Source organism: Sphingopyxis sp. 113P3 (genome assembly GCF_001278035.1).
GTDB lineage: Bacteria > Pseudomonadota > Alphaproteobacteria > Sphingomonadales > Sphingomonadaceae > Sphingopyxis.
This window is the reverse complement of record NZ_CP009452.1, coordinates 1,499,452-1,516,999: the sequence shown is the minus strand read 5'-3', so window position 1 is coordinate 1,516,999 and position 17,548 is coordinate 1,499,452. Positions and strand designations below refer to the sequence as shown.

Genomic DNA, 17,548 nt, shown 5'->3' with positions numbered 1-17,548 from the left:
CGCTAGCGAAGCTGCCGTTTCTCGAGCTTGCGTGCAAGGGTGCGGCGATGCATGCCGAGCCGCCTCGCCGTTTCCGATATGTTGAACCCCGTTTCGACGAGCGTCTGGTGGATATGTTCCCACTCGACAGTCTTGATCGACGAAGGCCGTGCGCCGAGCGGGGCGTCAACATTGCCCTCGGCCCGTTCGAACGCCGCCTCGATATCGTCGGTATTCGAAGGCTTGGCGAGATAATAGGACGCACCAAGCTTGATGGCCTCGACGGCGGTTGCGATGCTCGCAAATCCCGTCAGGACGACGATGCGCATCGCGGCATCCGAAGCGCGCAAGGCTTGAACGCAAGCGAGACCCGACGCACCGCCGAGCTTCAAGTCGACCACGGCATAGCCCGGCTGATAACCCGCCAGCACCGCCTTCATTGCGTCAGGGTTCGCTGCAGTGCGAACCTCATAGCCCCGGCGCTCGAACGAACGTTTGAGCGTCCGCGCGAAGGCCTCGTCATCTTCGACAATCAGCAAGCGCCGCTGGTCCGTCATGACGCCTCTCCTTCTGGCCGGGCGATCGCCGAGATCGGCAGCAGGATGCGTACCCGGGCGCCTCCTTCGTCACGGTTGGCAACACTCGCGCCTCCGCCCAGCTTGCGCAGAACATTGACGAGCAGGAACAATCCAAGCCCGCCGCCCGGCCGCCCCTTTGTCGAACGATAAGGCTGGCCGAAATGTTCCAGCATTTCCTCGCTGAAGCCAGGTCCGCGGTCGGCGATTTCGATCACGGCCATATCGCCGTCGCGCGAGGCGGTGACGCCGATCCAGTCGGGGGAGACCTCGGCCGCATTGTCGAGCACATTGCCAATGACCTGTCGCAACGCGGGGTCGGAGACGATCGCGACGTCTGCGCCGAACAGGTCGTTGAATTCCACCGTTCCGGGCAGCCGTCCGGCGCGCGAATCCTCGACGATGTCCGTGAGGAAGGCACGCATCGTGGTGAGCCGCGGCGCAACCCCGCGAGCCTCGCCCGCCGACATCAGGATGCCGCTGACGATCGTCTTGCAGCGCTGTACCGCCGCGTCCATCTCGGCGAGATCCTCTTGCAGCTCCTCGTCGGTCGCGAGTTTCGGCGCGCGCCGCCAGTCGCCGATCAGTACCGACAAGGTTGAGAGCGGTGTCCCAAGCTCATGGGCCGCGCCGGAGGCGAGCAGGCCCATGCGCACGATATGATCCTCTTCCGCGGCGCGCTGCCGCGCCGCAGCGAGCGCCGCATCGCGATCGCGCAGGTTGCGGCTGATCCGGGTGACGAAGGCGACGAGGAGCACAGCGATCAGCACGAAGCAGACGAGGCTGCCTTGCAGATAAAGGCCGAGCGGGTCTGCCGCATAGCGTGCAGGGAGGAGCAGCGGCGTGGGATCGATACTGAGGGCCGCAAGCGCCGCGAGCGTCGCTGCAACGATCGTCCATGACGAACGCGGCGAGAGCAGGATTGCGCCGATAACGACCTGGAGGAGGAAGAGCGACGCGAACGGGTTGGAAAGACCGCCGCTATGATGAAGCTGCCAGGCGAGGACGGCAACGTCGACGAGCAATGCCGCGGTCAGCTCGATATTGGTCACCGCGCGGCCACGGCCGAGCAATGCCAGGCTGGCGAGATTGACGATGATCAGCGCCGCCACGGCTGCCAAGAGCGGGGCGAGCGGCAGGGTGATGCCCATCCACCCGATCACGACGCCGATCGTCGCGAGCTGCCCTCCCACCGCGAGCCAGCGCAGCTGGATCAGCAACGTCATGTTGCGCCGGCCGGCGTCGGCTTCCGGCAGCGCGGTCGTCAGCGAAGTGTCGGCCATCACAGGTCCCTATTGGACCGAAGCCGTACCGGACGCCACAACAACCAGGAAAAAAAGAGGCTGATCCCGGCGAGCGCGAACCAGGTCAGCGCGTAGACGAGGTGCGGGTCGCGGAAGCGCACCACGGTGAGCCCGCCTACTGGGTAGCCTCCCGCATTGGGCGCCGCGTCGGCGTCGAGGAAATAGGGCGCCACGCGGCCCAGCCCGCGTGCCTTGGCGATTCCGGCAACGTCGCGCGAATACCACCGATCCGCGGCCGCATCATTGGCGCGCAGAAAGGCGCCGCCGGGCTCGCTCATGCGCAGAAGACCCGTCACGGTCACGCTTCCCGCCGGATTGCCCGCAGCGCGCGCGGATGCATCGCGCCTGCCCCTCGGCACGAAGCCGCGATTGACAATGAGGGTAAAGTCCGGCGTCTCGAGCGGGGTGAGCAGCCAATAGCCCGCGCCGCGCTCGGTGACCGCCTGTACCAGCGTTTCGCGGTCATGGCGAAAGCGACCCGTTGCGACGATGCGGCGGTAAGCGTCGCGGTCGGCGGAAAGACGCGGCCATTCGGCGGGTCCCGGCGCTGCCACCGGTGCGCGCTGAATGCGGGCGTCGACTGCGGCAATCAGCTCGTGCTTCCACGCGCGCCGCTCGACCTGCCAGATACCGAGCGCGATGAAGCCCGCCGCAAGAAGCAGCGTCAGCGCCATCAGCAGCCGGCGTTTCACGGCAGCTGATTCATGTCATGCGGCATCGGCATCATGTTGGTGTTGAGGTGGTGCATGACCCAGAGCGATCCCGCGAGCGCGATGCCAAGCACGATGATCGTGAAGACCAGCGAGGTCAGCGACCAGCCGCCTTCTGCTCTTGGCGTCATGTGCAGGAAGAAGATCATGTGGACCACGATCTGCACCACGGCAAATGCCATGATGATCGCAGCCGTCGTACCCGGCGAGAGCGGCATCGTCATGACCAGCCAGAAGGGAATGGCCGTCAAGAGGACCGACAGCGCAAAGCCGATCAGATAGTCGCGCATCGAGGCGTGCGGCATCTCGATCTCGCGGGGATGGGCTGCATCGCCGTGGCTGGGTTCAAGGTTCATTGCAGCATTCCCATCAGATAGACGATCGTGAAGACGCCGATCCACACGACGTCGAGAAAGTGCCAGAACATCGAAAGACACATGACGCGCCGCTTGTTGGCGGCGATGAGTCCGTGCCTGCCAAGCTGGACCATCAGCGTCAGCAGCCACACGATGCCGAAAGTGACGTGGAGCCCGTGCGTCCCGACCAGCGTGAAGAAGGCCGACAGGAACGCGCTGCGCTGCGGCGTGGCGCCGATGTGAATGAGGTGCTGGAACTCGTAGAACTCGATCGCGAGGAAGGCCGCGCCAAAGAGCGCGGTCACCGCGAGCCAGGCCTGCGTCCCGTGTACCTTGCCTTGCTGCATCTGAAGCACCGCAAAGCCGTAGGTGATCGACGAGAAGAGCAGCATCGCGGTGTTGAGCGCGACCAGCGGCAGATCGAACAGGTCCTTTGGCGCGGGCCCCGCGGCATAATTGCCGCCCAGCACCGCATAGCATGCGAAGAGGATCGCAAAGATGAGGCAGTCGCTCATCAGATAGATCCAGAAGCCCAGCATCGTGCTGTGCCCCTCGGGATGGGCATGCTCGTCAAGGTCGTAGAAGCGCAGCTCTTCGTCCGCGGCGGCGAGGGTCTTGGTATTCATGTCACGGTCCGGCCGCCGCGAGCTGGCGGGTGCGCGCCTCCTCGACCGCCGCGACCGTTGCCGCCGGTATGTCGAAATCGCGCTTGTAGTTGAAGGTGTGGATGATCGCAGCGCCAACCAGCCCGGCGAAGCTCGTCCCCACGAGCCACCAGATGTGCCAGACGAGCGCGAATCCCATCACCAGACTGATCCCGGCGAGGATGATGCCCGCTCCGGTGTTGCTCGGCATATGGATATCGCGGAAACCTCTAACGGGCCTCTCGTGCCCACGGCGCTTCATGTCATGCCAGGCGTCGAGATCGTGGATCACTGGCGTGAAGGCGAAGTTGTAGTCGGGAGGCGGGGAACTTGTCGCCCACTCGAGCGTCCGGCCATCCCATGGGTCGCCTGTTTCGTCGCGAAGCTGGTCGCGGCGCCAAATGCTGACGGCAAACTGGATCAGCATCGCTGCAATGCCAACCGCGATCACCGCCGCGCCGACGCCGGCCACGAGGAACCAGATCTGCAGGCTCGGGTCGTCGAACACGCGCATCCGGCGGGTAACCCCCATCAGGCCAAGGATATAGAGCGGCATGAAGGCAAGCCAGAAGCCTACCACCCAGCACCAGAAGCTGATCTTGCCCCAGAAGATGTCGAGCCTGAAGCCGAACGCCTTGGGCCACCAGTAGTTGATCGCGGCAAAGAGGCCGAACAGGACGCCGCCGATGATGACATTGTGGAAATGCGCGACGAGAAAGAGCGAATTGTGGAGCACGAAGTCGGCGGGGGGCACGGCAAGCAGCACCCCTGTCATACCGCCGACAACGAAGGTCAGCATGAAGGCGACCGTCCACATCATCGGCAGCTCGAAGCGAATGCGGCCGCGGTACATGGTAAACAGCCAGTTGAAGAGCTTTGCGCCCGTCGGAATGGAGATCACCATCGTCGTGATCCCGAAAAAGCTGTTGACGCTGGCACCCGAGCCCATGGTGAAGAAATGGTGCAGCCACACGATATAGCTCAGGATCGTGATGCAGACCGTCGCATAAACCATCGACGTGTAGCCGAAGAGCCGTTTGCCCGAAAAGGTCGAGGTCACTTCGGAGAAGACGCCGAACAGCGGCAGAATGAGGATGTAGACTTCAGGGTGACCCCAGATCCAGATGAGGTTCACATACATCATCGGCGAACCGCCGAAGTCATTGGTGAAGAAGTTTGTCCCGGCATAGCGATCGAGCGTCAGCAAAGCGAGCGTTGCCGTGAGAACAGGGAAGGTCGCGACGATCAGAATGTTGGCACACAGGCTCGTCCAGGTGAAGACGGGCATCTTCATCAGCCGCATGCCCGGTGCGCGAAGCTTGAGTATGGTCACGATCAGGTTGATGCCGGACAAGGTCGTGCCAACGCCCGCGATCTGCAGCGACCATATATAGTAGTCGACGCCAACGTTGGGACTGTACGCAATGCCGGACAGCGGCGGATAGGCGAGCCAGCCGGTTTGGGCAAATTCGCCGACGAACAGCGAAATCATGCAGAGCACGGCGCCTGCCGCGGTCATCCAGAAGCTGAAATTGTTGAGGAAGGGAAAGCTGACGTCGCGCGCGCCGATCTGGAGCGGGACAATGTAATTCATCAGCCCGGTGATGAACGGCATCGCGACGAAGAAGATCATGATCACGCCGTGCGCGGTGAACACCTGGTCGTAATGGTGCGCGGGCAGATAGCCTTCGGATCCCCCGAAGGCCATCGCCTGCTGGAGCCGCATCATGATCGCGTCCGAAAAGCCGCGCAGGAACATGATGAGTCCGAGGATCATGTACATGATCCCGATGCGCTTGTGGTCGACAGTGGTGAACCATTCTTTCCACAAATAGCCCCAGAGGCGATACTTGGTGATCGCACCGACGAGCGCGAGCCCGCCGATCGCGACAATGATGAAGGTGACGACGAGGATCGGTTCGTGCAGTGGCAGGGCGCCGAGCGACAGCTTGCCAAGCAGGGGGCTTGTTTCCGGAGCGGAATGGGGCGTCATCATGTCTCTCGTCGCGATCAGGATTGTGGCGACGGCGCGGGCCGTGCGCCAAGAGCAGCGATAGTTGGGGCGGGGCGCGACAGACCCGCGCCCGTGAGCGGGGCCTGATCGACAGGGGTTGCACCGGGCCGACCGACGCTCGCGATCGGCGGCGCGCTGCATAGCGCTCCCACGTAGCGGCGACCCCAATAGCCGCCTTCGGTCCCGCGCGCGGCGAATTTGTCGTAGGTGAGGCTGCGGACATTGCCGATCCCTGGCACGCCCGCCCCGCCCGCGGCGTCGATCGACATCATATCGTGCATGCACATCTTGCCCGGTTCGACGCACATGTTGACGATCGCGTCAAAAAGCTGGGGCTCGACGGCGGCGAAGCGCTGCGCAGGGACTTTCTCGCTCGGCTTTTCAAGCCTGAGATAGGCGGTCCGGTCGAGCGTCCCGCCGCCCGCCTTTGTTGCCGCGACCCAGGCTGAAAAATCGGTATCGGCAAGGCTCTTCACCGCAAAGCGCATGTCCGAAAATCCGGCGCCTGAATAATTGGCCGAGAATCCGGAAAATTGCCCCGTCTTGTTGAAAACGCCGTGAAGCTTGGTCTCCATCCCCGGCATCGCATAGATCTGTCCCGCAAGCGCCGGGATGTAGAAGCTGTTCATCACCGAAGATGAGGAGATGCGAAACCGCACCGGGCGATGGGCGGGAAGCGCCAGTTCGTTGACGCTCGCAATCCCCTGCTCTGGGTAGATGAACAGCCACTTCCAGTCGAGGGCGACGACCTGCACTTCGACCGGCTCAACCGCCGCGCTCACGGTCTGCCCGGGCGCGGTGCGCGCGAGCGGTCGATAAGGGTCGAGCAGATGCGTGGCGACCCAAGTGAGCGCTCCGAGGCAGATGATGATAAGAAGCGGCGCTGCCCAGATCACCAGTTCAAGTTGGGTCGAATGATCCCAGTCGGGCTTGTAGGTCGCCGCCTTGTTCGCAGCGCGGTAACGCCACGCGAATACGACCGTCAGGATCATCACCGGCACGATGATCAACAGCATCAACCCGGTCGAAATCAGGATCAGATTGCCCTGCTGGCGCGCCACATCGCCCGCAGGATCGAGCACGACCAGCTTGCATCCGGCAAGCAGCGGCAGCAGGCCGAGCAGCGCGAGCGGCCGAAAGCGGGCGATCGAACGGGACAATTTCTGGGGCATAACCGCGCGCCTAGCCCTCGCTTGCCTGAGTGCACATAGGACATTTTGTCCAATCCCCGCGCGGGGCGCATTGGCGCAGGGGGCATTCCATCGAGGGGCCGTGCCCCTGTTTCCGACTCGCGCGCCCATATGCTAGGGTGCCAGCAGCAGGACCCGAAGATCAATGTCTGTCGATACCGCGCCCAATACGACACAGGCCGAACGCGACGCGCGCGCGCTGCACGACGATGGTCACGTCCTTGCGCCGGCGGAAATTGCCATCGGCGTCATCATCGGCCGGACGTCGGAATTCTTCGATTTTTTCGTCTATGCCATCGCGTCGGTGCTGGTGTTCCCCAAGCTGGTTTTTCCCCACCTTGATCCGCTTGACGGAACACTCTGGTCGTTCGCCATCTTCGCCCTCGCCTTCGCGGCGCGGCCGGTCGGAACGGTCATCTTTACCGCGATCGACCGCATTTATGGCCGCGGCGCCAAGTTGACCGTCGCGCTCTTCCTGCTCGGAGGCTCGACCGCAGCGATCGCCTTTTTGCCGGGGTATGCGACGATCGGCCTCGGCTCGGCGCTCCTTCTCGCCCTGTTCCGCATGGGCCAGGGCGTTGCGCTTGGCGGGTCGTGGGACGGGCTTGCCTCGCTGCTCGCCATCAACGCTCCTGAGGGCAAGCGCGGCTGGTATGCAATGATCCCGCAGCTTGGCGCTCCGCTTGGTCTCATCGTCGCGAGCCTTCTTTTCATGTTCCTGATCGCAGCGCTCCCAGCGCAGGATTTCCTCGACTGGGGCTGGCGCTACCCCTTTTTCGTCGCCTTTGCGATCAACGTCGTTGCGCTGTTTGCGCGGCTTAGGATCGTCGTGACCCCCGAATATGAGCGGGGCTTTGCGAACCGGGATCTTGAGCCCGCCCCGCTTTTCGAAACGGTGCGGTCCGAGTGGAAAGTGATCGTGGCGGGCGCCTTCGCGCCGCTCGCGAGCTTCGCGCTCTTTCACATGGTCACCGTCTTCCCGCTCTCATGGGTCTTCCTCTTCACCGAGGAAACTCCAGTGCGCTTCCTGATGATCGAGGCGATCGCGGCGGTTTTCGGGATTTTCGCCATCATTGCCTCAGGGATGATCGCCGATCGCATTGGCCGGCGTACCCTGCTCGGCGCAACCGCCGCTGCGATCGCGGCCTTCAGCGGCTTTGCTCCCCAGCTTCTCGGCGCGGGCGAGACCGGCGAGGCGGCGTTCATGATCCTCGGCTTCATCATTCTCGGCCTCGCCTTCGGACAATCGTCGGGCGCGCTGTCGTCGAGCTTCCATCCGCGGCACCGTTACACGGGGTCGGCCTTTACCTCCGATCTTGCCTGGCTATTTGGCGCCGGCTTCGCGCCGATGGTGGCGCTGTGGCTCTCAAGCGCCTTCGGCCTGCTCGCCGCGGGCGCCTATCTTCTTTCGGGCGCGATCGGCACGCTCGTCGCGCTGTGGCTCAACCGCGAGCTTGCCCGCACGATCGACTGAGCCCGCCCCCGTCGGACTGGGCCTGCCGCGGTGCGAAGCGCTGCCATGAGGATGCGCGCGCCCGCACCCCTCCCTTGAACCTTCCCTTCCCCTTGGCCCCGCTTCCGTCCCGCACGCGATCCTCACCCGCATCTTGACAAAACGGGTCGACCCGTCTGTATTGGCATTGGAGGGTCTGCTTATGATCAAATTCCCACTGAGTATGACAATGATCGCAGCGCTCATGGCGACGAACGCGGCGCCTGCGACGGCAAATGACGGCAGTGCCGGCATCATCGAGCTGCGGCAGTACAAGCTGGCCCAAGGACGCAGCGACGCCTTTGTGACCCTCTTCGAGGACAAGTTCATCGATAGTCAGGAAGCGCTCGGCATGCGTCTTGTCGGGCAGTTTCGCGACCACGCGGATTCCGATCGCTTCGCCTGGATTCGCGCCTTTGCCGACATGAAGACGCGCGAGGCGGGGCTGAACGCCTTTTACTTCGGCCCGGTCTGGCAGGCCTACCGAGAGACCGCGAACGCAATGCTCGTCGACTCCGATAATGTCCTGTTCCTGCGTCCCGCGGCACCCACCCTCGCGTTCGCGCCTGCGGCGCCGCGCGATACGGAAAAACCGCCGGGCGGCGCGGTGTGGGCGGTCATCGAATATCTCTGGAAGACGCCCGACAAGGGGTTCGCGGCCTTCTTCGCCGACCAGATGAAACCCGCATTGGCGGCGGCGGGCGTTGATGTGGTTGGCGCCTATGTCCCGGTCGCCGAGCCCAATAATTTTCCTCGCCTGCCGATCCGCAGCGAGCAAAAGCTGCTCGTCTGGTTCGTGCGTGGCGACAGCCATGCCGCCATTGAAGCCGCGCTCACCTCCGCCCGGCAGTCGCCGCGATGGCGAAAGACGATTGCAGCCCCGCTGCACGATGCCGAGGAGCGTATGCCGCAAATTCTCAGGCTCGATCCCACACCGCGCTCGGCGCTGCGCTGACGGAAGGGGGCAGGATGAAGGGGCGGCATGATTTCGCCTTCCAGACCGGCGAATGGCAGGTGCGGCACCGCAAGCTCGTCCGGCGGCTTGCCGGATGCAGGCGCTGGTATGAATTCGGCGGCACCTGCCGCGGCTGGGAAGTGCTCGGCGGCGCCGGCAATGTCGACGATCATTGGCTCGACGACCCGGGCGGCGCCTATGCCGCCGCGACCGTGCGCCGCGCGGATCCAGCGACCGGTCTCTGGACGATCTGGTGGATGGATCAGCGCTTCCCGGGTCTCGCAGCCCCGCTCGAGGGCCGCTTTGAAAAGGGGATCGGCACGTTCTTCGGCGTGGACGAATTGGAGGGGCAGCCGATCGTCATGCGCTTCATCTGGTCGCGGATCTGCGCGAATTCGGCGCGCTGGGAGCAGGCCTTCTCGGCTGACGGCGGTACCAGCTGGGAAACCAACTGGGTCATGGACTTCGCCCGCGCATGACCGCCTACACCTTGTTTGGAAACCTCCATTCGGGCCATTCCTACAAGGCGCGGCTGGCGCTGCTCATGCTCGGATTGGAGCATGCGTATCGCCCGGTCGATATCGCGCTACCGCGCGAGGCGCGCGATCCCGAATGGCAGCAATATAGCCGCTTCGGCGAGGTTCCCGTGCTCGTTGCGGGCGGCGTTCCCATCGTCCAATCGAACGCGATTCTCCTTCATCTCTGCCGCACCCACCACGCACTAGGCTGGGCAGCTGATCCAGAGGGCATCACCAGTTGGCTGTTCTGGGAGGCCAACCGTATCGGATTCTCGCTTCCCAACTACCGCTTCCACACATTGTTCGGCGAAACACCCCGGGAGCCGGTGATGGAATGGCTTCAAGAGCGGATGCGCACCGATCTTGCGACGCTTGACGCGGCGGTCTCGGCCTCCCCCTTTTTGCTCGGCGAGGCGGTCACCGCCGCCGATATCGCGTGCAGCGCCTATCTTCTTTACCGCGACCTGCCCGACCTCGAACTCGGCCGCTATCGTGCAATAAGCGCCTGGCTTGCGCGCATCGAGGGACTGCCCGGCTGGCGCGCGCCCCAGGTGGTCATGGGGAAGAGCGCGGGTTGACGCCTAGACGCCGAGCGAGCGGACTGCTGCCTGAACATGAGGAACGAGATCAGCCTCGAACCACGGATTTTTTGCCAGCCATGGCTGATTGCGCGGCGAAGGGTGCGGCAGAGGAAGAAAGCCCGAAGGGAGATAATCGCGCCACGCTTCCACGGTCCTGGCGAGTGTCGCCTTGCGGCGGCGGCCGAGATACCAGGCCTGTGCATAGTGGCCGACCAGCACCGTCAGACCGATGCCGGGCAGAAGCTTCGTGAGCCTGCGGTGCCACAGCGGCGCGCATTCGGGCCGCGGCGGATTGTCGCCCGAACCGGCCTTGCCCGGGTAGCAGAACCCCATCGGAATGATTGCGACGCGGGCTGGATCATAGAAGGCAGCGGGGGCAAGGCCCAGCCAGTTGCGCAGACGCTGGCCCGACGGGTCGTCCCAGGGGATGCCCGTTTCGTGCACCTTGCGCCCCGGCGCTTGCCCGACGATGCAAAGACGCGCCGCCGAACCCGCCTGCACGACCGGGCGCGGACCATGGGGAAGCTCCGCGGCGCAGCGCTGGCACGCGCGTATATCGCCGAGAATCTGCGCAAGAACGTCGGCCATCGCGCTCGACCTAAGCCTTCAGCAGTCGCATCAGGATCGCCACCGTTGCGTCGAGCCGTTCGGGCGACTGCTCTGCCTTCGACATCGTCATCGCTCCCGAATAGGCCGCAACGATGAAGCCTGCGAGGTCGTGCGCGCTGACCCCCGCAAAGGCCGGCGGTTCAGGCTCTGCCGCCAGACGCTCGGCGATCGTCCGCTGCCAATCCGCAAAGATGGCTTGCAGAGCCTCGCGGAAATCCGAATCCGAAAACGCAAGCTCGACCGCCAGATTGTTTACCGGGCAGCCCCGCACAAATCCCTGGGCGCGCAAATCGCCGCTCGTCGCGCCGATCGCCTCCGCCACCCCCTGCGCGACCGTCGGCGCCGCCAGCAGCGGCTCGAGCCACGCCTCACGCAGCGCATCGGAGACGCGGTCCTTGACCACCGCAAGGCCAAGCGCCTTTTTCGACTCGAAATGGTGATGGAAGGCTCCGCTCGACACCCCGGCAACGCGCTTTACGTCCTGCACCGACGTGTCATGGTAGCCGCGCGCCTGGAACAGATCGGCGGCAGCATCGAGGATACGCGCTCGCGTTCCCTCCGGGTCATTGGTTCTCAACCTGCCGCGTCTTTTTCGTTCCATTGCATCCGACACTAGGCGATTTTCGGCCGGGCGAACAGATCAGCCGATCGGCAATTCGGTAGTCGACTTGATTTCCGAAAGAGCAACGGTCGAGTTGATTTCCTGGACCCCCGGCAGCTTGCTCAGCTGGTCGAAGAAGAAGCGCTCATAGGCATCGATGTCCTTTGCGACGACGCGCAGCATGAAATCCATCGATCCCATGAGGACATAGGCATCGAGCACTTCGGGAAAGGCGCGGATCGCCTCGCTGAATTCGTCGAGATTGGCGCGGCCGTGCGCGTTGAGCTTCACCTGCGCAAAAACATGCGCATTGAGACCGACCTTGCGCCGGTCGACCACCGCGACGCGCTTGCGGATAAAGCCCTCGCGCTCCAGCCGATCGATGCGCCGCCAGCAGGGCGAGGAAGAGAGCCCGACCCGCTCGGCGATCTCGGCCGTCGTCTGATTCGCATCGCGCTGCAATTCGCGGAGGATCTTTTTCTCGAACGGGTCAAGTTGGGTCATTCTATCCGAATAACATGAAAACAAGGGTAATAATAACCCCAAATGAATGGAAATCCGTGCCAATGCGCGAAAGATTATCCCCGTCCGCGGTGCGATGATCGAGTCCCGATCAAAAGGAGCAATGACGATGGTTTCCCGCCCTGCCCGCCTGACACCGCCCGTTGAATGTGTGCGGCTCTTCGATGCCGCAAGCGGGCTCGATGGAATCATCGCCATTCACTCCACCGCGCTCGGTCCGGGTGCGGGCGGCTGCCGCCTGTGGAGCTACGCCGACATGGACGCCGCGCTTGCCGATGCGCTGCGACTGGCCGAGGGCATGAGCTACAAGAATGCACTTGCAGGCCTCCCCTTTGGGGGCGCCAAGGCGGTGCTGCGCCGGCCCGAAGGTGATTTCGACCGGGCCGCGCTGTTCCGCGCGTTCGGTGAGGCGGTCGAAAAGCTCGGCGGCCTCTACGTCACCGCCGAGGATGTCGGCACTAGCGTTAAGGATATGCAGGAGGTTGCACGCGTCTCGCGTCACGTCGCGGGCCTTGATGCCAAGGACGGCCAGGCGGGTGGCGATCCCTCGCCATGGACCGCGCTGGGCGTATTTGAATCGATGAAAGCGGCGGCGCGCTTCGCGCTCGATAGCGATCTCGACGGCCTGACTGTCGCGGTCCAGGGAACGGGTAACGTCGGCGCCCAACTCTGCGGCCGCCTTGCCGCGGCGGGCGCCAAGCTGGTGATCGCCGACCCGAACCCGGCGCGCCGCGACCGGCTGGCCCATGTTCATGATGCGCGCATCGTCGCCGTCGACGAAATTGCCTGCGTCGACGCCGACATCTTCGCGCCCTGCGCGCTTGGCGGCGCGCTTGATCCCGATACGGTCCGGTCGATGAAGGCGCGCCTTGTCTGCGGCGCCGCAAACAATCAGCTTGCGACGCCCGAGGTCGCAGCGCTGCTGCTTCGCCGCGGGATCACCTACGCCCCCGATTATGTCGTCAACGCGGGCGGCATCATCAATGTGTCGGCCGAATATCTCGGCGAAGACGAAGCGAGCGTCGCCGCCCGAATCGCCGGAATCGCGCCGCGCGTGACCCAGATTTTGCATCGGGCGAGGGAGGAGAAGCGTTCGCCGGCCGCCGTCGCGGACGAGATGGCCGAGGCTGTGATCGCGGGCGCGCAGCACGCTGCTGCAGCCTGAAGGGTGTGCCGCAGTAGCGCGATAGGGCGCGAGAATTCAGCCTGGAAAAGCGGGCGCCCGGCTCACCATGGCGGGTAGCGCGCGATCCATGACGCCCGTCAGCCAGTGGGCGGCGTCGACCGCTGCAGGCAGGGCAAGACCGGTCGCGAGGCCGCTGCGTTCGAGCATATAGGCGACATCTTCCGTCGCGACATTGCCTGCGGCGCCCGGCGCGAAGGGACAGCCGCCAAGTCCTCCGAGCGCGGCGTCGACGGTCGACGCCCCTTCGCCCACCGCCGCCCAGACATTCGCAAGGCCGGTGCCGCGCGTATTGTGAAAGTGGACGCGCACCGGCAGCGGGGCAATGGCCTCGGCGACGCGGCCCACCATCTCGGCGACCTGGGCCGGCACTCCGACGCCGATCGTATCTGCAAGGGCGACCTCGCGCGGCGCTGCATCCGCGGCGCGCTTTGCCATCTCGAGAACGCGGGCGAGTGCGACCTCGCCTTCGAAAGGGCAACCGAAGGCGGTGGCGATGGTAATCTGCCCGCCCCGCCCCGCTGCCTTTGCGAGGCCGACAATCTCGATCGCCGCCGCCAATGATTCGTCGGATGATTGGCCTTGATTGCGGATGCCGAAACTGTCGCTTGTCACACAGACCGCGCCCAGCTCATCGATCCGGCCAGTTGCGATTGCGCGCTCGGCGCCGCGCCGGTTGAGCACGAGGCCGATATAGGTGACATCGGCCCGGTCGGGCAGCAGAGCTGCAAGATCGTCAGCATCGGCAAGCTGGGGCACCTTCCTGGGATTGACGAAGCTCGTCACCTCGATGCGGCGTGCGCCATAGTCAATCGCGCGGCGGACAAGCGCCGCCTTGTCGGCGGTCGACACGAGCGTCGATTCGTTCTGCAACCCGTCGCGCGGGCCAACTTCGACCATTTCCACCACCCGATTTTCCGTCATGTCCGCCTTTTTCCGTTCCTGTCCGACTCAAATTGCAGGTTGAAAATTACATAGCATTCTAAGTATACCTTGGCCATAAGAGTTGATGCCATCGCCGCTGCGGGGCTTCTTATGCCGCTTCGGGCACCGAAAGGAACGCAATGACGACATATAAGGGAGCGCTGGACGGTATCCGGGTAGTCGAGATGGGCCAGCTCATCGCCGGCCCCTTCTGCGGGCAGCTGCTCGGGGACATGGGCGCCGAAATCGTCAAGCTCGAACAGCCTGGAACCGGCGACCAGATGCGCCACTGGGGCCAAGGCGACAAGCCGAGCTGGTGGCGCGTCATTGCCCGCAACAAATATTCGGTCGCGGTCGATCTGCGATCCGAGGACGGCCAGCAGCTTGCGCGCGACCTCATAGCAAAGGCCGATATCCTCATCGAGAATTTCCGCCCCGGAACACTCGAAAAATGGAACCTCGACCCGGCCGAGCTGCGCAAGACCAACCCCGGGCTGATCGTCGTACGCGTGTCGGGCTACGGCCAGACCGGCCCCTATTCGCCGCGCGCCGGCTTTGGCGGCATCGGTGAGGCCATGGGCGGCTGGCGCGGCATCGTCGGCTACCCCGACCTGCCGCCCGCTCGCATGGGCGTGTCGATCGGCGATACGCTCGCGGCGACCTATGGCTGCATGGGCGCACTTGCCGCGCTCCATCATCGCAGCAAGACGGGCGAGGGTCAGATCGTCGACTCCGCGCTTTATGAAGCGGTGCTGCAGATCATGGAATCGACCATCGCCGACTATTCGGCGAGTGGGACAAAGCGGCGGCGCACAGGGTCGACTCTCCCCGGGATCGCGCCCTCGAATGTCTATCCGTGTCGCGACGGCGAATATCTGATCGGCGCCAACCAGGATGGCGTGTTCGCGCGTCTCGCCGCCGCGATGGGGCGCCCCGAGCTTGCGAGCGACGAGCGCTTTGCAACGCACCGCGCGCGTGGTGCGCGCCAGGAGGAACTTGACGCGCTGATCGCTGAATGGACCCAAACGATGACCATCGACGAGCTTGAGGCCAAGATGGTCGAGGCGGGCGTTCCGGCGGGCCGCATCTATGACGCGGAGGACATGCTCGCCGACCCGCATTTCGAGGCGCGCGAGGCGCTCGTCACCGTTCCCGACGAGGAACTCGGAGAGATCCGGATGCAAGGCATTTTCCCCAAACTTTCCGGTACGCCCGGCAGTATCCGCCGCCCCGCTCCGCTCCGTGTTGGGCAGGATAGCGCCGAGGTACTGAAGCGCTGGCTCGGCCGCGAGGTTTAGGGCCATGATCACCCTTTTCGGCGGCCCGACACCCAATGCGCGCAAGATCGCGATCGCGCTGCTCGAAATGGAGCTTGAGTGGCGCCTTGAGCCGGTGGATATATTGGCAGGCGACCAGCTGACCCCCGAATTCCTCGCGCTCAACCCCAACAACAAGACGCCGGTGATCATCGACGACGAGGGTCCCGACGGCCCGGGCTTCGTGCTCTGGGAAACGGGCGCGATCCTCCTTTATCTTGCTGAAAAGACCGGGCGCTTCCTCCCCGCCGACCCGGTGAAGCGCGCGGTCTGCTGGCAGTGGCTCATGTTCCAGGTCTCGGGTATCGGCCCGATGTTCGGTCAGGAAGCGCATTTTGCCCATTATGCCAAGGACCGGCACGACTATGCGATCGAGCGCTATTCGCGCGAGGTCGACCGGCTGATGATGGTCCTCGACAAGAGGCTCGGCGAGGCTGAGTGGCTCGCTGGCGAGGACTATTCGATCGCCGACATGGCAACCCTCCCCTTTCTGCGCCGCCAATTCATCGAAAAGGCGGGCCGCTTCCCCAATGTCGATCGCTGGGGCGCAGCGATGCTCGAGCGGCCCGCGGTTACGCAGGGAATGAAGGTCGGCGTCGCACGCGCGGAAACGATCGAGGGCGGGCTCACCGGCTTTACCGACGAGCACCGGGCGATCCTCTGGGGCGACCGGCAGCATGTGAAGCGCTAGCCGGCCGCTCTGGCGAGTGCCCTGTTCCTCAATCTCCCTTCACTGCGGCATGGTTCGCGTCACCGAACATGTTTGACCATTCGCGCTCGTTCAGCGTCTGATGCCGCCCGACATATTTCGCCGGTGCCTTCAGATCGTCCCTGCTCATCGCGCGCTCGACCGCAGGCCGCCGGCGGATACGCTCGAACCAGTCGTGCATGGCTGGCCAGTCATCGAGCCCCATTCCCATCACAAAGGCCGAAGCGCGGCCCGGCCAGATCGCCATGTCGGCGATCGTGTATTCCGTGCCGGCAACATAAGGGGCCTTTTCGAGCCGCCGCTCGAGCACGGTGAGGAGGCGGTTCACTTCCCTGGTATAGCGCTCGATCGCATAATCCTGGCCTTGAGGCGCATAGCGAAGGAAATGGCTCGCCTGGCCGCCCATCGGGCCGAGCCCCGCGACCTGCCAGGTCAACCACGAAAGCGTCGCCGCGCGCTCTGTACCCGACCGAGGCAGGAAGCGCCCGGCCTTTTCACCCAGATACTGGAGGATCGCACCCGACTCGAACACGGTGATCGCCTCGTCGCCCTCGGCCGGTGCATGGTCAACGATCGCGGGCAGCTTGTGGTTCGGATTGATGCGTCCGAATTCGGCGCTGAGCTGGTCGCCCTCGAAAATGTCATAGGGAATCACGCGGTAGGGCTCGCCAATCTCTTCCAGCATGATCGCGATCTTCTGCCCGTTGGGCGTCGCGGAATAGTGAAGGTCAATCATCAGCCGATCTCGTAAAAGACATGTCGGACGCCAAAGTCGGTGACCTCACCCACCCCGACCGCGAGCGTCCCGTTGAGCCAGCGATATCGCTCGCTTGCGGTTTCAAAGACCGCCGCAACGCGAAGATAGTAGCGCGAGGGGTCAACCGGCGGCCTCGCGGGGTCTGCGAATAGCGCACGAACATCGTCAGGAATCAGGCTGCGCCCCGTATAGGTGAGATAGATGAGATCTTCCTCCTCGGTTTTCCACACCGCGCGGGCATCGAAGGTGCCGACCGATGCGTCGCCGATTCGCCCCGAGCGCGGCCAGTTGCCGCCGCCCGGCAGAACCTCCCCCCGAATGCGCGGTCCAAGGACGCGCCCGCCCGTGAGATAGCCCACGCGCTGCTCACCGAAAGGCGACGCCCCGATCGCAATGAGCCCGCCACCTACATCGAACTCGACGGTGCACAGATGGCGGCTTTCGAGCCCTGGGGGAGCGGGGGGCGAATTTTGCTCGGTCATGCTCAATCCTTCTTCTCCAAAACTATGGACAAGTATAAAACCATTAGTATACTAAGGGTCAACCAGATTGACGGATGGATCACCGGCTTTCACCGCCACCGTCACCGGGATCTTTATGGGAGGGTCT

20 protein-coding genes are annotated in these 17,548 nt (G+C 64.1%); 7 read left to right on the top strand and 13 right to left on the bottom strand.

The features are described 5' to 3' along the window. Positions 1–2: 2 nt before the first annotated feature. The 7 genes from LH20_RS07265 to cyoA are packed head-to-tail and all read right to left on the bottom strand — an operon-like array spanning position 3 to position 6,754. Positions 3–536: a response regulator transcription factor gene (locus tag LH20_RS07265; protein WP_053553636.1), complete on the bottom strand. Its 534-nt coding sequence runs from the start codon at positions 534–536 to the stop codon at positions 3–5. Then, on the bottom strand, positions 533–1,837 hold the full coding sequence (locus LH20_RS07260; RefSeq protein WP_053553635.1) for an ATP-binding protein: 1,305 nt from the start codon (positions 1,835–1,837) through the stop codon (positions 533–535). The genes LH20_RS07265 and LH20_RS07260 overlap by 4 nt, the downstream gene beginning before the upstream one ends. Further along, on the bottom strand, positions 1,837–2,532 hold the full coding sequence (locus LH20_RS07255; RefSeq protein WP_053556153.1) for an SURF1 family protein: 696 nt from the start codon (positions 2,530–2,532) through the stop codon (positions 1,837–1,839). Before LH20_RS07255 ends, LH20_RS07260 begins: the two co-directional genes overlap by 1 nt. Positions 2,533–2,546: 14 nt before the next feature. Next, positions 2,547–2,924, bottom strand: coding sequence for a cytochrome o ubiquinol oxidase subunit IV (gene cyoD / locus LH20_RS07250; RefSeq protein WP_053553634.1), 378 nt, complete (start codon positions 2,922–2,924; stop codon positions 2,547–2,549). Further along, positions 2,921–3,550 carry a cytochrome o ubiquinol oxidase subunit III gene (gene cyoC / locus LH20_RS07245; RefSeq protein ID WP_053553633.1) on the bottom strand — a complete coding sequence of 210 codons (630 nt, stop codon included), beginning with the start codon at positions 3,548–3,550 and terminating at the stop codon, positions 2,921–2,923. Before cyoC ends, cyoD begins: the two co-directional genes overlap by 4 nt. 1 nt (position 3,551) lies before the next feature. Beyond that, positions 3,552–5,561 (bottom strand): cytochrome o ubiquinol oxidase subunit I, encoded by a 2,010-nt coding sequence (gene cyoB / locus LH20_RS07240; protein ID WP_053556152.1) that lies wholly within the window; start codon positions 5,559–5,561, stop codon positions 3,552–3,554. A 17-nt stretch (positions 5,562–5,578) separates the two neighbouring features. Then, complete coding sequence (gene cyoA, locus LH20_RS07235) at positions 5,579–6,754, bottom strand: ubiquinol oxidase subunit II (protein ID WP_053553632.1); 1,176 nt, start codon at positions 6,752–6,754, stop codon at positions 5,579–5,581. A gap of 163 nt (positions 6,755–6,917) precedes the next feature. Here cyoA and LH20_RS07230 point away from each other — a divergent pair, with 163 nt between their 5' ends. The 4 genes from LH20_RS07230 to LH20_RS07215 all read left to right on the top strand — a co-directional run bounded on the left by LH20_RS07230 (position 6,918) and on the right by LH20_RS07215 (position 10,315). Continuing rightward, positions 6,918–8,246: an MFS transporter gene (locus LH20_RS07230; RefSeq protein WP_053553631.1), complete on the top strand. Its 1,329-nt coding sequence runs from the start codon at positions 6,918–6,920 to the stop codon at positions 8,244–8,246. Between the two features lie 202 nt (positions 8,247–8,448). Further along, positions 8,449–9,219 carry an NIPSNAP family protein gene (locus tag LH20_RS07225; protein ID WP_158501115.1) on the top strand — a complete coding sequence of 257 codons (771 nt, stop codon included), beginning with the start codon at positions 8,449–8,451 and terminating at the stop codon, positions 9,217–9,219. Positions 9,220–9,233: 14 nt separating this feature from the next. Beyond that, positions 9,234–9,698, top strand: a complete 465-nt coding sequence (locus LH20_RS07220; protein WP_053553629.1) for a hypothetical protein — start codon at positions 9,234–9,236, stop codon at positions 9,696–9,698. After that, the gene (locus LH20_RS07215; protein WP_053553628.1) at positions 9,695–10,315 is read left to right on the top strand and encodes a glutathione S-transferase family protein; all 621 of its coding nucleotides are present in this window, start codon (positions 9,695–9,697) and stop codon (positions 10,313–10,315) included. Before LH20_RS07220 ends, LH20_RS07215 begins: the two co-directional genes overlap by 4 nt. Positions 10,316–10,318: 3 nt before the next feature. On the opposite strand, the gene LH20_RS07210 is transcribed toward LH20_RS07215, so the two are convergent. From LH20_RS07210 to LH20_RS07200, 3 genes are all read right to left on the bottom strand, one after another. Further along, positions 10,319–10,906 (bottom strand): uracil-DNA glycosylase family protein, encoded by a 588-nt coding sequence (locus tag LH20_RS07210; protein WP_053553627.1) that lies wholly within the window; start codon positions 10,904–10,906, stop codon positions 10,319–10,321. Positions 10,907–10,916: 10 nt separating this feature from the next. After that, positions 10,917–11,504: a TetR/AcrR family transcriptional regulator gene (locus tag LH20_RS24185; protein WP_200905446.1), complete on the bottom strand. Its 588-nt coding sequence runs from the start codon at positions 11,502–11,504 to the stop codon at positions 10,917–10,919. A gap of 63 nt (positions 11,505–11,567) precedes the next feature. Beyond that, positions 11,568–12,032, bottom strand: a complete 465-nt coding sequence (locus LH20_RS07200; RefSeq protein ID WP_053553625.1) for an Lrp/AsnC family transcriptional regulator — start codon at positions 12,030–12,032, stop codon at positions 11,568–11,570. Between the two features lie 127 nt (positions 12,033–12,159). On the opposite strand from LH20_RS07200, the gene LH20_RS07195 reads away from it, so the two are divergent. Beyond that, on the top strand, positions 12,160–13,215 hold the full coding sequence (locus tag LH20_RS07195; RefSeq protein WP_053556151.1) for a Glu/Leu/Phe/Val dehydrogenase family protein: 1,056 nt from the start codon (positions 12,160–12,162) through the stop codon (positions 13,213–13,215). Between the two features lie 36 nt (positions 13,216–13,251). Here the strand turns inward: LH20_RS07195 and LH20_RS07190 are convergent, their stop codons facing one another. Beyond that, positions 13,252–14,157 carry a hydroxymethylglutaryl-CoA lyase gene (locus LH20_RS07190; protein ID WP_053553624.1) on the bottom strand — a complete coding sequence of 302 codons (906 nt, stop codon included), beginning with the start codon at positions 14,155–14,157 and terminating at the stop codon, positions 13,252–13,254. Between the two features lie 140 nt (positions 14,158–14,297). Between LH20_RS07190 and LH20_RS07185 the strand changes: the two genes are divergently transcribed. Together LH20_RS07185 and LH20_RS07180 are read left to right on the top strand one after the other, a co-directional pair. After that, a complete protein-coding gene (locus LH20_RS07185) occupies positions 14,298–15,455 on the top strand; it encodes a CaiB/BaiF CoA transferase family protein (RefSeq protein WP_053553623.1) in 1,158 nt (385 codons plus the stop codon). 4 nt (positions 15,456–15,459) lie between these two features. Further along, positions 15,460–16,164, top strand: a complete 705-nt coding sequence (locus LH20_RS07180) for a glutathione S-transferase family protein (RefSeq protein ID WP_053553622.1) — start codon at positions 15,460–15,462, stop codon at positions 16,162–16,164. A 28-nt stretch (positions 16,165–16,192) separates the two neighbouring features. Here the strand turns inward: LH20_RS07180 and LH20_RS07175 are convergent, their stop codons facing one another. Then, positions 16,193–16,918: a glutathione binding-like protein gene (locus LH20_RS07175; protein ID WP_053553621.1), complete on the bottom strand. Its 726-nt coding sequence runs from the start codon at positions 16,916–16,918 to the stop codon at positions 16,193–16,195. After that, the gene (locus LH20_RS07170) at positions 16,918–17,421 is read right to left on the bottom strand and encodes a DUF3237 domain-containing protein (protein WP_053553620.1); all 504 of its coding nucleotides are present in this window, start codon (positions 17,419–17,421) and stop codon (positions 16,918–16,920) included. The genes LH20_RS07175 and LH20_RS07170 overlap by 1 nt, the downstream gene beginning before the upstream one ends. Positions 17,422–17,548 lie beyond the last annotated feature (127 nt).